This window comes from Pseudomonas sp. BCA17 (genome assembly GCF_004519405.1).
GTDB lineage: Bacteria > Pseudomonadota > Gammaproteobacteria > Pseudomonadales > Pseudomonadaceae > Aquipseudomonas.
Map to the genome: position 1 here is coordinate 1 of NZ_SGWI01000014.1, position 19,469 is coordinate 19,469.

Annotated in this window: 10 protein-coding genes; 7 read left to right on the forward strand and 3 right to left on the reverse strand. The window is 58.2% G+C overall.

Going from position 1 to position 19,469, the window contains the following annotated elements; genetic code table 11:
- Both EXW71_RS28495 and EXW71_RS28500 read left to right on the forward strand, forming a co-directional pair.
- Positions 1-6,847 (forward strand): immunoglobulin-like domain-containing protein (locus EXW71_RS28495; protein WP_256657155.1); only part of this gene is annotated, 6,847 nt, incomplete at its 5' end.
- Positions 6,848-6,986: 139 nt separating this feature from the next.
- Positions 6,987-7,325, forward strand: a complete 339-nt coding sequence (locus EXW71_RS28500; RefSeq protein ID WP_123717512.1) for a tryptophan synthase subunit beta — start codon at positions 6,987-6,989, stop codon at positions 7,323-7,325.
- A gap of 109 nt (positions 7,326-7,434) precedes the next feature.
- On the opposite strand, the gene lapD is transcribed toward EXW71_RS28500, so the two are convergent.
- On the reverse strand, positions 7,435-9,390 hold the full coding sequence (gene lapD / locus EXW71_RS28505) for a cyclic di-GMP receptor LapD (protein ID WP_134661330.1): 1,956 nt from the start codon (positions 9,388-9,390) through the stop codon (positions 7,435-7,437).
- A 13-nt stretch (positions 9,391-9,403) separates the two neighbouring features.
- Positions 9,404-10,096 (reverse strand): cysteine protease LapG, encoded by a 693-nt coding sequence (lapG, locus tag EXW71_RS28510; protein WP_123717513.1) that lies wholly within the window; start codon positions 10,094-10,096, stop codon positions 9,404-9,406.
- A gap of 265 nt (positions 10,097-10,361) precedes the next feature.
- On the opposite strand from lapG, the gene EXW71_RS28515 reads away from it, so the two are divergent.
- The 5 genes from EXW71_RS28515 to EXW71_RS28535 all read left to right on the forward strand — a co-directional run bounded on the left by EXW71_RS28515 (position 10,362) and on the right by EXW71_RS28535 (position 17,003).
- Entirely contained in the window at positions 10,362-11,072 is a 711-nt protein-coding gene (locus EXW71_RS28515; protein WP_123717514.1) for a GntR family transcriptional regulator, read from the forward strand.
- Between the two features lie 376 nt (positions 11,073-11,448).
- Entirely contained in the window at positions 11,449-12,207 is a 759-nt protein-coding gene (locus EXW71_RS28520; protein ID WP_134661329.1) for a DUF3050 domain-containing protein, read from the forward strand.
- Positions 12,204-13,151, forward strand: coding sequence for a diiron oxygenase (locus EXW71_RS28525; RefSeq protein WP_134661328.1), 948 nt, complete (start codon positions 12,204-12,206; stop codon positions 13,149-13,151). Before EXW71_RS28520 ends, EXW71_RS28525 begins: the two co-directional genes overlap by 4 nt.
- Positions 13,148-16,525, forward strand: coding sequence for an amino acid adenylation domain-containing protein (locus EXW71_RS28530; RefSeq protein WP_134661327.1), 3,378 nt, complete (start codon positions 13,148-13,150; stop codon positions 16,523-16,525). Before EXW71_RS28525 ends, EXW71_RS28530 begins: the two co-directional genes overlap by 4 nt.
- A 19-nt stretch (positions 16,526-16,544) precedes the next feature.
- A complete protein-coding gene (locus tag EXW71_RS28535) occupies positions 16,545-17,003 on the forward strand; it encodes an SRPBCC family protein (protein ID WP_123717518.1) in 459 nt (152 codons plus the stop codon).
- 39 nt (positions 17,004-17,042) lie between these two features.
- On the opposite strand, the gene EXW71_RS28540 is transcribed toward EXW71_RS28535, so the two are convergent.
- Positions 17,043-18,923, reverse strand: a complete 1,881-nt coding sequence (locus EXW71_RS28540; RefSeq protein ID WP_134661326.1) for a methyl-accepting chemotaxis protein — start codon at positions 18,921-18,923, stop codon at positions 17,043-17,045.
- Positions 18,924-19,469 lie beyond the last annotated feature (546 nt).

The following is a 19,469-nucleotide window of genomic DNA, read 5'->3' on the forward strand; positions in this document are numbered from 1 at the left end:
TGTGACTCTGACGGCTCCGTCGGCGGTCAACGAAGGTGGTCAAATCACTTACACCGCTACCTTGAGCAACAAGGCCGGCACCGACGTCACGCTGAAGTTGGACAATGGCTCGTCCATCACCATCAAGGCGGGCGACACCGTCGGCACGGTGACCGTTCCGGCGCCAAGCGATGACGTGTTTATCGATAAAAGCACCCAGACCGTCAAGATCACCGACGCTACCGGCGGCAACTTCGAAAAACTGGAAGTTGCAGGTAACGGCGCTACCACCACGATCAACGACACCATCGACAAAGTCGATGTGGTCCTGACCGCCACCAACAGCGTCGGCGAAGGCGGCAACATCGTCTACACCGCCAGCCTTGTGGATAAAAACGGCGCGGCAGTGACCAACATCACCAACCCGCTGACCGTGACGTTGGACAATGGCAAGACCATCACCATCGGTGTGAACCAATCAAGCGGCACCGTCACCACCGTGGCGCCGAATGACGTGTACAAAGGCGACCAAACCGTCACCACCGCCATCAAAGGCGTGACTGGCGGCGAGCATTTCGAGAATTTGGTGCCAGGCACTACGCCGGTGAACACCACCGTTACGGACACACCGGGCACTGCCGATACCACGACCGTCACGCTGACCGCGCCAACTGCAGTCAACGAAGGCGGCCAGATTACGTACACCGCCACGCTTTCCAATAAAGCGGGCACCGACGTCACGCTGAAGTTGGATAACGGCTCGTCTATCACTATCAAGGCTGGCGACACCGTAGGCACCGTAACCGTCCCGGCGCCAAGCGATGACGTGTTCATCGATAAGAGCACCCAGACCGTCAAGATCACTGACGCTACCGGCGGCAACTTCGAAAAACTGGAAGTTGCAGGTAACGGCGCAACCACCACGATCAACGACACCATCGACAAAGTGGATGTGGTCCTGACCGCCACTAACAGCGTGGGCGAAGGCGGCAACATCGTTTACACCGCGTCTCTGGTTGATAAGTCGGGTAATGCGGTGACTAACATCACCAATCCGCTGACTGTCACCTTGGACAACGGCAAGACCATCACCATCGATGTGAACCAATCAAGCGGCACCGTCACCACCGTGGCGCCGAACGACGTCTACAAAGGCGACCAGACCGTCACCACCGCCATCAAAGGCGTCACCGGCGGCGAGCATTTCGAGAACCTGGTGCCAGGCACTACGCCTGTGAACACCACCGTTACCGACACACCGGGCACTGCCGATACCACGACCGTCACGCTGACCGCGCCAAGCGCAGTCAATGAGGGCGGTCAGATCACTTATACCGCCACCTTGAGCAACAAGGCCGGCACCGACGTCACTCTTAAACTCGACAACGGCTCGTCCATCACCATCAAGGCTGGCAATACCGTCGGCACCGTGACCGTCCCAGCACCAAGCGATGACGTGTTCATCGACAAGAGCACCCAGACCGTCAAGATCACCGACGCTACTGGCGGCAACTTCGAAAAACTGGAAGTTGCAGGCAACGGCGCAACCACCACGATCAATGACACCATCGACAGGGTCGATGTGGTACTGACTGCCACAAACAGCGTTGGCGAAGGCGGCAACATCGTTTACACCGCTAGCCTTGTGGATAAAAACGGCGCGCCGGTGACCAACATCACCAACCCGTTGACCGTGACGTTGGACAATGGCAAGACCATCACCATCGGTGTGAACCAATCAAGCGGCACCGTCACCACCGTGGCGCCGAACGACGTGTACAAAGGTGATCAGACCGTCACCACTGCCATCAAAGGCGTCACCGGCGGCGAGCATTTCGAGAACCTGGTGCCGGGTACCACGCCGGTTAATACCACCATTACCGACACACCGGGCACTGCTGATACCACCACTGTGACTCTGACGGCTCCGTCGGCGGTAAACGAAGGTGGTCAGATCACTTACACCGCCACGCTCTCCAACAAAGCGGGCACCGACGTCACGCTGAAGTTGGATAACGGCTCGTCTATCACCATCAAAGCCGGTGACACCGTCGGCACCGTAACCGTCCCGGCGCCGAGCGATGACGTGTTCATCGATAAGAGCACCCAGACCGTCAAAATCACCGACGCCACGGGCGGCAACTTCGAGAAGCTGGAAGTTGCGGGTAACGGCGCAACCACCACGATCAACGACACCATCGACAAGGTCGATGTGGTCCTGACTGCCACCAACAGCGTTGGCGAAGGTGGCAACATCGTTTACACCGCCAGCCTTGTGGATAAAAACGGCGCGCCGGTGACCAACATCACCAACCCGTTGACCGTGACGTTGGACAACGGCAAGACCATCACCATCGGTGTGAACCAATCAAGCGGCACCGTCACCACCGTGGCGCCGAACGACGTCTACAAAGGCGACCAAACCGTCACCACCGCCATCAAAGGCGTAACCGGCGGCGAGCACTTCGAGAACCTGGTGCCAGGCACTACGCCGGTAAACACCACCGTCACCGACACCCCAGGCACAACCGATCTCACCACCGTTACGCTGACGGCGCCGAGCGCAGTCAACGAAGGTGGCCAGATCACCTACACCGCCACCTTGAGCAACAAGGCCGGCAGTGACATGGTGATCCAGCTCGATAACGGCTCGAGCATCACCATCAAGCAAGGTGCAACTATCGGGACGGTGACCGTCCCGGCGCCAAGCGATGACGTGTTTATCGATAAGAGCACGCAAACCGTCAAAATTACCGGCACCACCGGCGGTAACTTTGAGGGTGTGAGCATCACACCGGGCGGCGCAACCACCACCATCAACGATACGATCGATGATGTGACTGTGTCGCTCAAGGCCACCGGTTCTACCAGCGAAGGCGGGCAAATCGTCTACACCGCGTCGCTGGTCGACAAGAACGGTGTGGCGGTCAACAACGTCGGCTCCGACCTGGTGGTGAAGCTGGATAACGGCTCGACCATTACTATCGGCAACGGCAAGTCCAGCGGCGTCATTACCGCCACTGCGCCCAACGATGTGTACACGGGCGCCAACGACGTCAGCAATAAGATCACTGGCGTGGTCAGCGGCGGCGACAAGTACGAACACCTGATCGTCGACGGTAGCACCGTGGTCACCAAAGTCACCGATGTGGTCAACAACACCACCATCAGCATCACTGGCGACGCATCAGTGACTGAAGGTGGTACCGCGCACTACACCCTGACACTGAGCAACCCGGCGCAAACCGATGTGACTGTAACGCTCAAGTACAGCGGCACCGCCACCGATGGCTCGGACTTCAACGGCGTGTACACCGTGAAGATCCCTGCCGGCTCCAGCAGCGTGCCATTTGATATCCGTACTCTCGATGACAAGATCACCGAGCCGACCGAGCAGATTGTCATCACCATCGACAAGACCACCGGTGGCAACTTCGAGAACCTGGTGGTCGATAAGGGCAGTGTCAGCACCAACATCATCGACAACGATGCGCCGCCAGTCATCGACCTGGATGCCAACAACTCCAGCGGCGCTACCGGTGCCGACTACAAGACGACCTTCACCGAAGGCACCGCCGGGCCGGGCGTGTCGATTGCCGACACGGATATCAAGATCACCGACCCGGACAGCACGATGCTGACCGGAGCGACCGTCACCCTCACCAACGCACAGGTCGGCGATGCACTGAACCTGGGCAACAGCGTGAATGGCATTAACGTCAGCACCAACAACCAGACGGGCACCATCACCCTGACGCTGTCGGGCAGCGCTACGCTGGCTGATTACATGCAGCGTATCCAGAACATTACGTTCACCAACAGCAGCCACGACCCAAGCACCACGCCGCGGACCATTACTGTCACCGTGACCGATGGCGGCAATTACTCCAACGTGGCTACCACCACCGTCAATGTGGTGGCGGTCAACGATCCACCGGTGGCTACCGGCAGTGCCGTCACCGGCACCGAAGACACGCCGCTGGCGCTGACCTGGGCCAACTTCGGCGTGACCGACGTGGACTCCCCACAAAGCAGCCTCGGCGTGAAAATCACCGACCTGCCAGTGGCCGGCAAGCTGCAGTATCTGGCGGCGGATGGCACTACCTGGACCAACGTGACCGCGGGCCAGACCTTCACCAAAACCCAGATCGACGGCGGCCAGTTGCGCTTTATGCCGAACGCCAATGAGTCCGGCGCCGACGGTTATGGTGGCACCGGCGTGGGTAACAAGCAGGCGGATTACGCGCAGTTCAAGTTCCAACCTACCGACGGCAAGGACCTTGGCAACAGCGCCATGGTGAAAGTCGACATCACCCCGGTGGCCGATGCTCCGACCCTGAATGTGGCCGACAACAACGTCAACTCGATCGGCTTGCTCAAGCAAAGCTGGAACAGCGTTCCCGGTATCGGCACCAACGGCAACGGCGCAGCACCGGCCGACCTGAAAAACGCCATTGATAACGCCGGCACGCCAAACAGCAGCGGGGTCGTGACCAACGTCGAATCCACCGCCAGTGTCGCGGCAGGCAGCGGCTCGAAGATTTCCGGCCTGATGTACATGGAAGCCGGCAAGACCTACACCTTCAGTGGTACCGGCGATGACAGCCTGGTGATCAACGTCGGCGGCAAAGACGTGGCCAGCGCTCAGTGGGGCAATAACAGCGGCAAGTTCAGCGGCTCGATCACCCCGACAGTGAGTGGTTATTACAGCCTCGAGATCTACCACGCCAACCAGTCCGGCCCTGGCAGCTATGACGTCAACCTGTCGGTGAATGGCGGACCGGTCCAGGACCTGAGCACCAGCGGCGTGCCGCTTTACACCGGCGTGACCGACCTGACCAATGCCGGCGTGACCGTATCCGACCTGCATGGCAGCAACGGCGACGGTTACTACGTGGGCTACAAGCTCAACGAAGGCCAGGAAAACGGCACCGTGAAGCTGTCCAAAGTCACCACCGCCCTGACCGACACCGACGGCTCGGAAACCCTGAGCGTGAAGATCGGCGGCGTACCGTCCGGCTCCGTGCTCACCGATGCAGCCGGGCATACCTTCACCGCGACCAAGACCGTGGGTGAAGTGAACGTGACCGGTTGGGACCTGAACACCCTGACGATCAAGCCACCGACCTACTACAGCGGCCAGTTCAACCTGACGGTCACTTCGACCTCCACCGAAAGCCTCGGCGGTTCTGCGACCACCACCGCGCAATTGCCGGTCACCGTGTACCCGGCGACTTACAGCGCCACTACCGGCACCTCGGGCAGCGACACCCTCACCGGCACCGATGGCAACGACATCATAGTTTCCGACATCGGCGGCCTGAACGTGGTGCAGGGCAAGAACTACAACATCGCATTCATGGTGGACAGTTCAGGCAGCATGAGCACCGCTTCGATCAACGCGGCGAAGGACTCTCTGACCTCGGTATTCAACTCGCTCAAAAACAGCCTGGGCGCCAACACGTCGGGCACGGTGAATATCTTCCTGGCCGACTTCGATACACAGGTGAACAAGTCGGTCGCGATCAACCTCAACGATCCGAATGCGCTGACCGTGCTCAAGTCGGTACTGGACTCGATGACGTCGGGTGGCGGCACCAACTATGAAGACGTGTTCAAAACCACGGCAAACTTCTTCCAGAGCGGCCTGGCGACCGGCAACACCGGCGCGACCAACCTGACCTACTTCATCACCGACGGCCAGCCGACGTACTACCAGAGCGGCGAGCAAACCAACCCGACGATCTACAACACCAAGCTCGACGATTTGGTGACGACGACCAACTACACCCTGGGGACATCGTTCGGCAAGTACCTGGATAACACCCACTACTTCAGTATCGACACCTCGGGCGCGGCTCAATTGCAAACCTGGAATGGCTACTGGTGGGTCGCTAATAATCTGGGCACCCTTCACGCCCAAGGTGACGGCACCTACGAGTTGTCGAACCTGAACGGTACAGGCTACAGCACCGATTCGGCGACGCTGAGCAACGCCAAAAGCGCATTCGCCCTCCTGGGTGGGTTGTCGCAGGTGGAAGCGATCGGTATCAACGGTGATGTCAGCCTCAATGACCTCAAGCCGTACGACAGCGATGGCAAGCCGCAAAGCAATATTGATCCGAAGGATCTGGCGAATGCGATCCTCGGTCACACCGAGGCCACGCTGCCTGGCGCCGACACTGTAAACGGCGGTGACGGCAACGATATTATCTTCGGCGACCTGGTGAGTTTCAGCGGGATTACCGGTGAAGGCTACAACGCACTGCAGGCCTTTGTGGCGCAGAAAACCGGCGTAGCCGTAACGGCAGTGACCACCTCGAACGTGCACCAATACGTGACCGAGCACTACGCCGACTTCGATGTGTCTGGCGCCAAAGACGGCAACGACACCCTGCTGGGTGGCGCAGGCGATGACATCCTGTTCGGCCAGGGCGGTAACGACTACCTGGACGGCGGCAAAGGCAATGACATCCTGCTGGGCGGCACAGGTAACGACACGCTGATCGGCGGGCCAGGCAATGACATCCTGATCGGCGGATCGGGTGCCGACACCTTCGTGTGGAAAGCCGGTGATTTGGGCAACGACGTGATCAAGGACTTCAAGGTCTCGGACGGTGACAAGATTGATCTGCGGGATCTATTGAAGGGTGAGACGGACAGCACCATCGACAACTACCTGAAGATCACCACGGTAGACGGCGTGTCGACCTTGCAAGTGAGCAGTGAAGGCAAGCTCAATGCCGCGGGCGGCCTGGCCAATGCTGATGTGACGATCAAGCTGGAAGGCAACGATTGGTCCCACACCAGCATCAATTCGCTGATCTCGGGTGCAGACCCGACCATCAAAATCGACCACACCGCCTAAGCGTCGAATGTCGGCCGCCCCCCGGGGCGGCCGATTTCGTTGCTGGCCCTGACGGGCGGTTGCATCGCATACTCGCGCCTATCAACACACCGTTGGCCTATGCTGGTGACGGCGTGCGGTTCATTTTCGAGGGGTTCTTATGTTTTATGTGCAACGTGATGCGCAGGGCGCGCTGAGTCGCGTGGAGGCTAGCGCCTTTGCCGAATCGACCGAAACCCTGCCGGCCGATCACCATGAGATCCAGGCCTGGTACGCCAACGAAGTGGTGGAAACCAGCCTTGCGCAGCTCAAGCAGAGTGACCTGGAGATGATCCGGGTGCTCGACGACTTGATCCAGGTGCTGACCCGCAAAGGCATCATCAGCGTGACTGACCTGCCACCCGCAGCCCAGGCAAAACTGATCGACCGTACTCACGCGCGGGAGGCGCTGGGTGGGCTGAGTCATTTGATCAATGATGAAGAGACTGGGCTGATCTGATTTCTGAGCCGGGCTTGAAACAGAATGTAGGCTTGCTCGCGCATACGGTGTGTCAGTCAGCGGATAGGTTGACCGACCTGGCGCATTCGCGAGCAAGCCCGTACACGGATTACATCTGCGTTTTCCAAGGTGCCGGCTCGCCAAACAACTGCCCCTGCACGCCGAAAATCCCCATCTCGCGAATCACCTTCAACTCGCCTTCGGTCTCCACACGCTCGGCAATCAACGGCAAGTCGATGCTGTGGGCCGCGCGCTGGATCGCCTCGATAAACAGGCGCTTGTCGCTTTCCTGATCAATGGCACGGATGTAGCTGCCGTCGATCTTCAGGTATGCCAGGCCCAGGCGCGCCAGGTTGCCGATCATGCTGAAGCGCCCGCCAAAACGCTGCAGGCTCAAGGAGAAGCCCAGTTCGCGCAGGCGCTGGGTCAACTGCTCCAGCAGGGCCTGCTCCGGCAACTGTTCTTCACCGATCTCCAGGGTCAGGCGCGGGCCCAGGTTGCTGTGCTGGCGTAGCAACTCAATAATCCGATTCAGCGCCTGGGCGTCTTGCAAGGTCGCGGCCGAGAGGTTCAGCGCCAGGCTACAGGTATGGCTGGCCATCTGCTTGAGCACGTGCTCAAGCATCAGGCGGTCCAGGCGGGACGTCCAGCCGAAGCGCTCAAGCCACGGCAGGAAACGCCCGGCGGGTATCGTATGACCGTCTTCATCCTGCAGACGCGACAGCACTTTGTAGTGCAACACCAACTGCGGATCCTGGCTGGCAACCACCGGCTGGAAATACAACTCGAAACGCTGCTGCGTCAGAGCCTGGTCCAACAACGTGTGCCAGGCATGGTGATCGTCACCGACGCTGGCGGCGACGCTATGGTCGAGGCATACCCAACTGGAATCCCCCTGCCCTTCAGCCTGCGCCAGCGCCTGGTCAGCCAAGGCCAGTAGCGCCTGAGGGGCGTCACCATGGTTGAACGGTGCCAGGCCCATATAAGCGACCGGCGTAACATCGCTGGCGCCGGTGGCTTGCAAGCTTTGCAAGGTGCTTTCGAGGTTTTGCGCCAGCTGCAGCGCCTCTTCACGCATCAGCCCCGGCGCCAGCACGGCGAACTCTCCACCGCGTATACGAGTGACGAGGTTATGGGTTTCCGGGTATGGCTCGCACTGGCGCAGCAGTTGCTGGCCGACCGCTTGCAACAACTGGTCAGTGCGCTGGCCACCCAGGCGCTGGTTGAGACCGGCCAGGTCCTTGACCCGCAACAGCAGTAAATAGCCGGAGTTGGTGTCTTCCGGGTTGCTGACGCGAGCGTTGAGTTGCATCTCGAAGTAGCGACGGTTGGCCAGGCCGGTAAGGTTGTCCTGATAGGATTCGGTGCGCAATTTTTCGCTGCGTTCGGCCTGCTCCTGGAACAGCGCCTTGAGCTTTTCCACCATCTGGTTCATGGCCTGTACCACGCGCCGCAGTTCCGGCGTGCGCGGCAGGTCAGGCAGGCTGAGGAATTCGCGGCGAGCGATGGCATGGGACTGCTTGACCATGTAGTCCAAGGGTTTCAATTGCCGCCGTAGCAGCAGCGCACCGAGCACCGCACTGACCGCGCCGCACAGCAGCAGCCAGCCGAGGCTGCCGAGGGTGCTCTGCCAGATTTTGGCCAGGGCGAACATCGGGTGGCTGACCACCTCCACACGCGCCGCCTGCTCCCAACCACGACTGATCAACGCGTCGCCACCGGCCGGCTCCAGGCCGATCAACTTGACGAACCAGTCGGGCACGCCATTGTTGTCGGGGATGCCGCTACGCTCGACGATAGTTTTGTCGGTTGCCAGGTCCACCACTCGGATGCTCGCGTAATAGCCACTGTCGAAGATCGAACTGACCAGCAGCTCCACCATGGCCGGATCGTCGATATTGGGCGTCAGCGACAGCGCCAATGCCGTCGCCGCATCCTGCGCGTGGGAGCGCAACTGGTTGACGTATTGCGTGCGCGAACTTTCCAGGCTGACCATGAAGCTGCCGCTGAAGGCGACGACCAGGAACAGACAGATTGCGATCAACAGTTGTTTGAACAAAGACACCGATCAGTTACTCCTAGTTGGCAGGCTCGGCTGGGAAGCCTTCCGCACGCATTTTTTTCAACACATCCTGCCAGCGTGACAAGCGTTTGGTATCGCCGACTTTCTTGTTGCCCTTGGCACCCGGCAAGTACAGCCCCTCGGCGTTGAATGAGTACACCGGGAGCAAATCGGTACGGCGGGTTGCCGGCAAAATCTCGTCCATCAGGCTGTCGAGCACCAACGGGATAGCGTCGGGGGTCGGATAATAGGTCAGGACCATATGAGCGCGATTCTGACGCAAGGCCTTGACGTAGGTAATGCGCAATTTGTCGCTGGAGACACCCAGGTGACGCAGGCTGAAATACTTGGCGATGGCGTAGTCTTCACAATCGCCGGCACCTTTCCACAATGCCTCGATGGGCGTCTCCCAATAATCCTCCACATGCCACAGATCGATGTCTTCCGTGTAGGTCATGTGCTGGTTGAAGAACAGGTTGACGACCTTGAGCTGCTCCTGCTCGCTGACTTGTTTTTGTGTCGCCAGCAGTTGCTGCCAGTCGTCGATGCGTTGCTGGCCCTTGCCCAACGGCCCGTACAAGGCGGTGGCTTTGCGGCTGATCTGGGAGAAATCCCAATCGGCATGCAGCCCGCCAAGCATCAAGCCGGCCAACAATAGCGCTGAAAACAGCCAGCTCAGGATTCGAGAAGAAATAAAACTTACCGCCAAGGCGTTCAGTCCGTGAAGAGAGACGGAATTTCAAGGGATGGTGAAGCCTTGACCCGGAAAAAACAATGGCATAGTGCAATCATTCATGGAGTGACCGCGTTTATAACCGCCCCTTGTGGGATGCACAAAGTACTTCCTGTAAGCCCTTACAAACGGAAACTTTGGCTGTTTGACAAGTGTGCGACCCATCTTTAGTGTGCTTTGGATCCAATTAAACACGCTCTATTCAAGCACACTCTATTCAAGAAAGGAGGATAGCGTAACCGTGACGCAGAAGCCGAACCCTTTAAGCAGCATCAAAATCAGCGGGCCTATTCCCGCCCATCTTGCACGCTCCATTATTGAAGAAACGTTACGAAACGCTATTCTCGATGGGCGATTGCCCTGTGGCACGGCTATGCGCCAGCAAGAACTGGCCAGCCTGTTCGGGGTCAGCCGTATGCCCGTGCGTGAAGCCCTGCGCCAGTTGGAGGCACAGTCTTTGTTGCATGTGGTGACCCACAAAGGCGCCGTGGTTGCACCCTTGATCGAGGACAATTCGGCTGAAACCTATGGCCTGCGCATGTTGCTGGAGTCCGAAGCGTTGCGCTTGTCGATTCCCTTGCTCACTGACGCCGACATTGAAGAGGCCGAGTCCTGCATCAATGCCCTGGAACGTGAAAAAGACTACACCGAGATCGGTCGCCTCAACCGCCTGTTCCACATGGCCTTGTATGGCAAGGCGCCCAACCAGCGATTACTCAAACTGGTCGAACATGGGCTGAACGAGGAGGAGCGCTTCCTGCGCTTCAATCTCGAGGCGATGGGCCTGGGTGAGACCTCCCAGGAAGATCACCGGGAACTGCTGAACCTGGTGGCACAGAAAAAAATCGACGAGAGCATCCTGACGCTACGTAATCACCTGATGCGCGGGATGGAAGTGATCGCCAACTACCTCAATGGCCTGGAAACCGCCGACAACACAAGGGCCTTGTAAGGCTTTCCCGCTCCGCTCCCCTGGCTCTTTTACTTAGCGGGATAACTCCTATCTTGGAGCGTCCCGCATTGGTCAGGCCTTAAAAAAACCGACTACTCTTAAATAAGCCGACCCACAACAAGGAAACTTCCGACCTTTTAAATCAACACTTCCCTTCATTGTTATCTTTCGAAAAAACATCTAATACATTTATAAGCTCGCCCAAACGTTTAATCAGCTTATTATCACTGTTCAACAGAACCGACCTCTCAATTGGCCCCGCACACCGCTATCAATGGTGGCGCTGCATGCGCGGCCCGGTTTAGCGTCACCTGCCTATTTAATAATTTAAAAATCCTTATCCCTGCTCAGAGCATTCGCAATACAGGCGTCAACCATGTACCAACATCTACTTGAACAAAAAAGACTGCAGTTGTGCAGCCATCCGTTATTCATGGAAATAACTTCAATTAACAAGTTACAAACTTTTATGGAGCACCATGTATTTGCCGTTTGGGACTTCATGACACTGACCAAACGCTTGCAGCAGGACCTGACCTGCACCGGGATACCCTGGCTCCCACCCTCCGACCCACACGCCGCCCGCCTGATCAATGAAATCGTATTGGGCGAGGAGTCGGACGAGCATCCAACTCGCGGCTACTGCAGCCACTTCGAGCTGTATCTGGATGCAATGGCCGAAGTGGGCGCCAGCACGCTCGCGATCACACACTTCATTGGCCTGCAACATCAGGGAGTGGAGGCAAGCGCAGCCTTGCAAGCGGTCACCGCGCCACTGGGTGTCGCTCGTTTCGTTGACAGCACGTTGCAGATCGCCTTGAACGCACCCACCCATTGTGTGGCGGCCGCCTTCCTGCACGGCCGTGAAAGCGTCATCCCGTCGATGTTCAAACGCATTTCGTGCGGCAACGGCTTCATTGAGCGCGAGGCGCCCACTTTTCATCACTACCTCAACCGCCACATCGAGATGGACAGCCAGGGGCATGGCCCGGCAGCCCATCGGCTGCTCCAGCGCTTGATCGACGCCGAACCGACGCGCCAGAGACAAGCTGACAGTACGGCAATCAGCGCCATGGAAAACCGCATCCTGTTTTGGAACGACGTGCGGACCTCGATGCAAGAGGTACACCCATGAATACTCTTGGCTATCGCTCCTTTGCCGAAGACTGGGAACGTCGTGCAACCATCCGCACTCGCCCTCGACGCCTGTTGGAAAACGACGAAAAATTGATCTACCCCCCGTGCCGCCAACCATTGGTACTCAGCGAGACCTTTCTTGAACACTGCCCGCAGTGGCGCGACTTTGTGCTGGCGCAAAGCTTTTACAAATTCATCAATGATGTGGTGATCTTCGAAACCGAGATCGTCGACAAGATCGCCCGCAGCATTGCCAAAAACCGCTTCTCGCAGCCTTTCCCACCCGCCTGTCGCATTGACGCGATGACCGTCGTGATAGACGAGGATTACCATGCGTTGGTTGCGCTGGATTTCCTGCAGCAAGCCGTGCACATGACGGGCATCCAGCCTCTCGAACTACCTGGGCAGATTGAGCTGAGTCGCGCCCTGCCGGCAGCGCAGGCACGTGCTCCGGCGCACCTGCACGATGCCGTGGAGTTGATTGTCGTAGCCATTGCCGAGAACACCGTGACACAGGACGTAGCGGCGTTTTCCAGGGACGACAGCGTCAAGCGATCCATTCGTGGCTTGATGGCCGATCACTTGATTGATGAGGGGCGCCACGCGCAATTCTGGACGCAGCTGGTGCGTCTCTACTGGCAGGGGGCAAGCTCGGAGGACCGTGACTGCATCGCTGAGATCCTGCCGGTTTTCCTGGCGCATTACCTGACCAACGATCTGCAGAAAGGCTTCGATCTGCAGTTGATCGAGCACTTGGACATCAGTGTCGACATTCGTCTGACACTGCGTCACGAGACTGACGCAATGGACTTTCCCATTACCCGCCAGCATCCCCTGGTGGGCAACATCGTCAGCTTTCTACATCACAGCGGCGTGCTGCAAACCCCGAGTGTTGCCCAGGCTTTAAATGACTATTTGGCCCGGCCAGGGAGCTTGGCATGAGGTGCTTGACGATTGGCTGGGGCGCCTCCAGTAGCGCCCTTGAGGCGATTAAACAGATGCTGGAACAGTACGGCCACACGGACGGAATGGAGGCTGTCGACTTGGCGATTGAAGACGGTAGCCAACCGCTGCCGACTGCATTGGCCGAAGCACCCCGGATAAGCCTGCGCGTGGGTATCGGCCCGATCGGCGAACACGGACTGCCTGCACTCCAGTTTCGCTGTTATGACCGTGAGCGGTGCTTGATGGCCGTGAATGATGTTCCCGAGGAGCCTGGCGGTAACGGCCAGCGGCTACGCCGGCAGGCAATGAACGCACTGGTGGAATGGGTCGCCGTGCTGGTCAGCGGCTTTGCGAGAGACCCTGCCTATTTCTGCACATCCGTCACGGTTGGCGACTGGCCCGAACATGGCTTGCAAGAGTTGGAAGCCTTGGCGTTTCTACACCGCTTCAATCGTACCGCACAGCCGGCACTGATGCAGGCAGCCCAGGTACCCATGATCGAACGGTTGCAGGCGAGCCTTCAGGCCTACGCCCATCGGCCTGCGCTGAATATTGCGGGACAGAGGGTGGCTTATCATCAACTTCACGCACATGCCTTGGCGATACAGCAGCAATTGCTCCCGCTGCTGGGAAGCCGTGATGCGCCTCAGGTAATCGGTGTGTGCCTGGAAAAGTCCGTCGAACTCTACGCCAGCATTCTCGCGGTGCTGGGATGCGGCGCAGTTTATTTACCCCTGTCACCCGATCATCCTGTGCCACGCCAACACAGCATGCTGGAAAGCATCGGGGCCCGTGTGCTGCTGGAGGATGGTCGGCACCCTCTACGGGACCGTTTCGATGCACTGGATGTCAGCAGGATCGACCCACGTAGCAGCGATTCGACGCAACCATTGATGCGCCAGCGGCCCTGTGCAGACGCACCTTGCATGGCGTTGTTTACCTCGGGCACCACCGGTCGACCAAAAGGCGTGTTGCTCAGCCAGCACAACCTGGCGCATTTCACCACCTGGCTCGGCGCCTGCGTGACGATGGACGAGCAGAGTCGTGTCCTGCAGTTTTCGCCGTTGGGTTTCGATTCATCCCTGATCGACATCTTTCCGGCCCTGATGGCTGGCGCCGAGTTGATTGTACCTGGCGCAGAACAACGGCTTGATCCTCTGCAACTGGCCGAGTTGATGCGTCAGCACCGTGTGACCCATGGGTTTCTGCCGCCGGCACTGCTCAGCATCCTGCCACTGGACCAACCCTTGGGCCTTACCCATGTGCTCACCGGTGGTGACTTCTGCGAGCCCTACGTGATCGGGCGATTGGCAGGCCAGTGTCAATTGCACAACCTCTACGGCCCCACTGAAGCCACGGTACTGGTGACCCACCGGACGTTCCAGCCAGGTGACAGCTATCGCAACATCGGCCGTCCTATTGCCAACAGCCAGGTGCTGATCCTCGACGAAAACCTGTGTCCGGTGGATGAGCAGGTAGTCGGCGAGCTGTACATCGCAGGCCCCGGCGTGAGCCTGGGCTACGTCAACGAAACATCGCAAGCCGACACCCCTTTCGTTACGCTGACATTGCCGAACGGGCAGTTGCTGGCGACTTACCGCAGCGGCGATCTGGCCAAATGGACACGCAGTGGCATCGAGCTGTGCGGTCGCCGCGATGACCAGATCAAGATCCGTGGCTTTCGAGTCGAGCCCCAGGAAATCGAACAGTGCCTGCGCAACAGCCGGCTGTTCCGCCAGGTGGCCGTGGTGGTCACACCAATGCACAAGATCATCGGTTTTGCCGCCCAGCCGGAACCCGGCGCCACGCTGGCAAGCCTGAAGGAACATGCGCGGCAGTGGTTGCCCGAGTATATGCAACCCGTTATCTGGAGCGAGTTGCCAAGCATGCCCTGCTCAGACAATGGCAAGATCGATCGCCAGGCATTACGAGCGCTGCCGCCCCCCGTCGCTCAAGAAGTGACTCATTACGCGGCACAAACGCCTCTTCAAGCGCAGTTGATGGAACTGTGGGCAGAGTTATTAGAGTTGCCTGTGCACGGGCTGTCTATCGATGACAGTTTTTTCAACCGGGGTGGCCACTCCATTCTTCTGTCGAACCTCTTGTTGCGTCTGCGCGAGCGGTTTGGCCGCAGTCCCTCCTTGGGTCGATTCTTTGAAACCCCCACGATCCGTACCCTTGCAGCGCTGATGGAGGGCTGTGCATTACCCGAGACGACCTCAGGCCCGATGGAGAAGGATGCGACAAGGCCGCTGGGGGTCGAGATGCTGCGGGGGGACTGTGTGGGTGACCCGCGCAAGGTGATTGTCACAGGGGCCAACAGTTTTGTCGGGATCCATATCGTCCAGGCGCTGCTGAATGAAGGAGCACAAGAAGTCGCGTGCCTGGTCAGGGAGCTGCCTGGCAATTCGGCGGCCGCTCGGTTCACCCAGGCGATGCAAGAATATCGCCTGGATCATCTGGACCTGAGCCGAGTGCGGGTGTACCCCGCAGACATCCGCTTGCCTCGCCTGGGCCTCGCCTGCGACGTCTATGACCACCTCGCACGCAGTTACGGTGTGTTGGTGCACAACGCAGCCCAGGTTAATCATGTAATGGATTACACCTTACTCGCCGACGACAACGTCGAGCCGATCTTCGAGTGCCTGCGCCTCTGCGAAACCCATTGCAAGAAGGTCTTCAATTTCATCTCGACGCTGTCCGCCTGCAGCAGCATCGATGCCCACGGGCACGTTCTCGAAACCAGTGCAGCAAATACACTGCCGCTCTACATGAAAAATGGCTACAACCTCTCCAAGTGGGTCGCTGAACGCGTGCTGGGACGCGCCGTTGCGCAGGGCGCCTGGGTAAATATCCATCGACCGGGGAACATCAGTTTCAACAGTCGAAGTGGCGTCTGCCAGCCGCAGAAAAATCGATTGATGTTGATGTTCAAGGGTTCCCTGCAACTGGGGCTGGTCCCACAGCTGGATGTGCATTTCGATCTGATGCCCGTGGACTTCCTGGCCCGCTTCATAGCGTTCCACAGCTCCTGTTTTTGCGCCGAGCGAAATGTTTTCAACCTGCACAACCCGCAACCCTTGAGCTGGGATCAGTATCTCGATGCGTTCAGTCTGGCTGGGCACGTTTTCGAACGGGTGAGCATTGAACAGTGGCAACGGTCACTGCATGCGGTAAGCCGTGATAACGCATTGTTCGATGTGCTGGGCTTCTATCTGGGCACGCTGGGTGAGGACATTGCTGATACGACGACGATCAGTCACGACAACGCACGTTGGGGAGTGGAAAAGATGGGCACGCACTACCCGATAAAAAGCCCGGCACTGCTACGCAAGGGCTGCATCTACCTCAGGGCCACCGGCTTTCTCTGAATTGCTTCAGGACACCTTCATGAAACCGCTACAACCCGATACGTTAATCCGTAACCCGAACGGCACACCGATACTGGCCTCCATCGTTGTCCCTTGCGAAGCAGCTCGCCTGTGGACCTTGGTGGGCAACTTCGCAGCCTTTGATGCCTTCATTCCAGGCCTGTCGCGCATTGAGATGACCGGCGCGGGCGTGGGTGCATTGCGCACGAAATTTTTCGACGATGGGCACTGCGTCGTGGAGCAACTCAACAGTCGAGACGATGCGGCCATGTCGATGACATGGACCACCCTCTACAACACCTTTGGCATCGCCCAATTCTGGGCAGCGATGAGTGTGCAAGCGCTCGGCGCAAACAGTTCCAGGGCAACCTGGACGCTTGTGGGGGAGCCATTGGCAACAACCCAGGTAGAGTTTGAGGCGTTCGTGCAGGCGTTCGCCGACAGCGCGTTGCAGAATGTGCGCCGAATGCTTGGCTGAACACTCGGAGCGAGTGGCCTCGCTCCGATACCGCAACGATCAGATCTTGAAGCTATCAACCAATTGCTTCAATCGGCTCGCCTGTTGGGACAGCGCATCGCAATCCTTGAGCGTTTCGTTGAGGTTGGCCACACCTTGTTGGTTAAGCAGATTGATCTGGTTGATGTCGACATTGAGGGTTTCAACTACGGCGGTTTGCTCCTCGGTGGCAGCAGCGACCGATTGATTCATACCGTCGATCTCGACGATCCGCTGCGTCACGCTGACCAACCGCTCACCCGCCTGGTTGGCAACTTCGACGCTCTCTTCGCTGGAGACCTGGCTGGCATTCATGGTGGTCACGGCTTCACGTGAACCCACTTGCAGGGAGGTGATCATTTTATGGATCTCTTCCGCTGACTCTTGCGTACGGTGCGCCAGGTTACGTACCTCGTCCGCCACCACGGCGAACCCACGCCCGGCTTCACCCGCGCGGGCGGCTTCGATCGCTGCGTTCAGGGCTAGCAAGTTGGTCTGCTGGGAAATCCCTTTGATCACATCAAGAATGTGACCGATGTTGTCGGTGCTGGCATTCAAGGTTTCGATCTGGGTACAGGACAGGCTGATTTTCTGCGACAGCTCCGACATCGCCTGGATAGTTTGCTCAACGACCTTGCGACCATCGTCAGCCTGCTCGCTGGCACCACTGGCATGCTGCGAAGCATCAGCAGCGTTACGTGCGATCTCCTGGGTGGCGGCGCCCAGTTCATTGATCGCCGCAGCCACGCTATTGGTACGCGCACTCTGCTCGTCGGAACCGATGATCGACGCGTTGGACGAGGCCATCACGCGCTGAGACAGGTCATGCACCTGACGCGTCGCCGAGGACACTTCGGAAATGGAGGCGTGGATACGCTCAACGAACTGGTTGAACGCACTACCGACTTCACCGAACTCGTCTTTGCTGGTGACGTCGAGGCGGCGGGTCAAGTCGCCTTCGCCCTGGGCGATGTCTTGCATGGCAACGCCCATGGTGGTCAACGGACGCAGCAATACCTGAATCAACAGACTCAAGAGCACTGCGATAGCTATCACCGCGATCAACATCGCGATCAATGCCGAGGTGCGGAACTTGCCCAATGCCGCATAGGCTTTGTCCTTGTCGATCGACAGACCGATGTACCAGTCTGCGCCCGGCAAGCCGGTGATAGGGGTGAACGAAAGGATGCGATCCTGGCCATTGAGGACTACGTCCTGGTTGGTTTTCTCGATACGCAGGTTGGTGCCAGGGTAGATGTCCTTCAGGTTTTTCATCACTTGGTCCTGGTCTGGGCTGACGATAACCTGACCATCACCGCTCACCAGGAAGGCATGGCCGATACCGCCGAAGTCGACCGAGTTGATGATCTTCACCAGGGTCTGCAGGCTCAGGTCACCACCAACAACGCCCAGCAATTCGCCGTTCTTCTTCACTGGCATGGCGATCGTCACGATCTGCCCACCCACAGCCGCCATATAGGGAGGCGTGAGCATGGTTTTGTCGGCCACTACTGCTTGCTTGTACCAAGGGCGCTGACGCGGGTCGTAGCCGTCAGGCATCTTCGCGTCGGGACGCTGGGTGAATACACCATTGGTTTGTCCGACATAGGTGAACTGGAAATTAGACGTGAACGCTGGCTGGTCGACCAGCCCAGGGAGATCAGCACCACTGCCCTGATGGGCAACGTTTTGCGCCAGGTTTTCGAGCACCAGAATGCGCCCACTGAGCCAGTTCTGCACACTGCTGGCGGTGAGTTCACCGGACTGTTGAATGGACGATGCCAGATTTTGCCGGATGGTATTGCGCTGTAGGTAGTCGTTGTACAACGTGAATAATGCGAAGGCTAAAACCACAACGCCTGACGCGGCCAACAAAATTTTATGACTGAACTTAAGATTCATTTCATCGACTTCTTTTTGCCAAAGGGGGGTGAGCGTGCCGAGTGGAACATTCCATGTACAAGATAGCGGACTCTTGGGTCGCTCTATTTCAGTGCACGCATGGCTCATCAGGCTTTCGGCCAAGAGCAGATAAATCTTAGAAATTTGTGGGCAGCATCCTCTTTTAGCGCAGGAAGTCGACAAGCGGTAGCTGTGGATTGACGATTGATGCTGCGGATGCCGCGAAGAGAAAGAATGCACTTCCTAGTAGATGGGACCAAGCGTTGAAGCTTAGGACCGGATTGAAATACTGATGAAAGCCGTATTGCAGAGGCAAACGGACCGTTAGCACTTTAAGGCCTAAAAACTTACGTACGGGCTGCGGCTCGGTGAGTGGATTACGGTATAGGGGGTACTGCGGATAGATGCAGAGAGCACGATGAAAGCACCGTCCTACACTTGGTTTGACACTTCGATGACTTAGGCAGGGGTTCGACCGGGCGGCATGTCCCTAAACGACAAAACCCCTGTCTGCGTTAGCAAACAGGGGTTTCGGAATTTAATCTT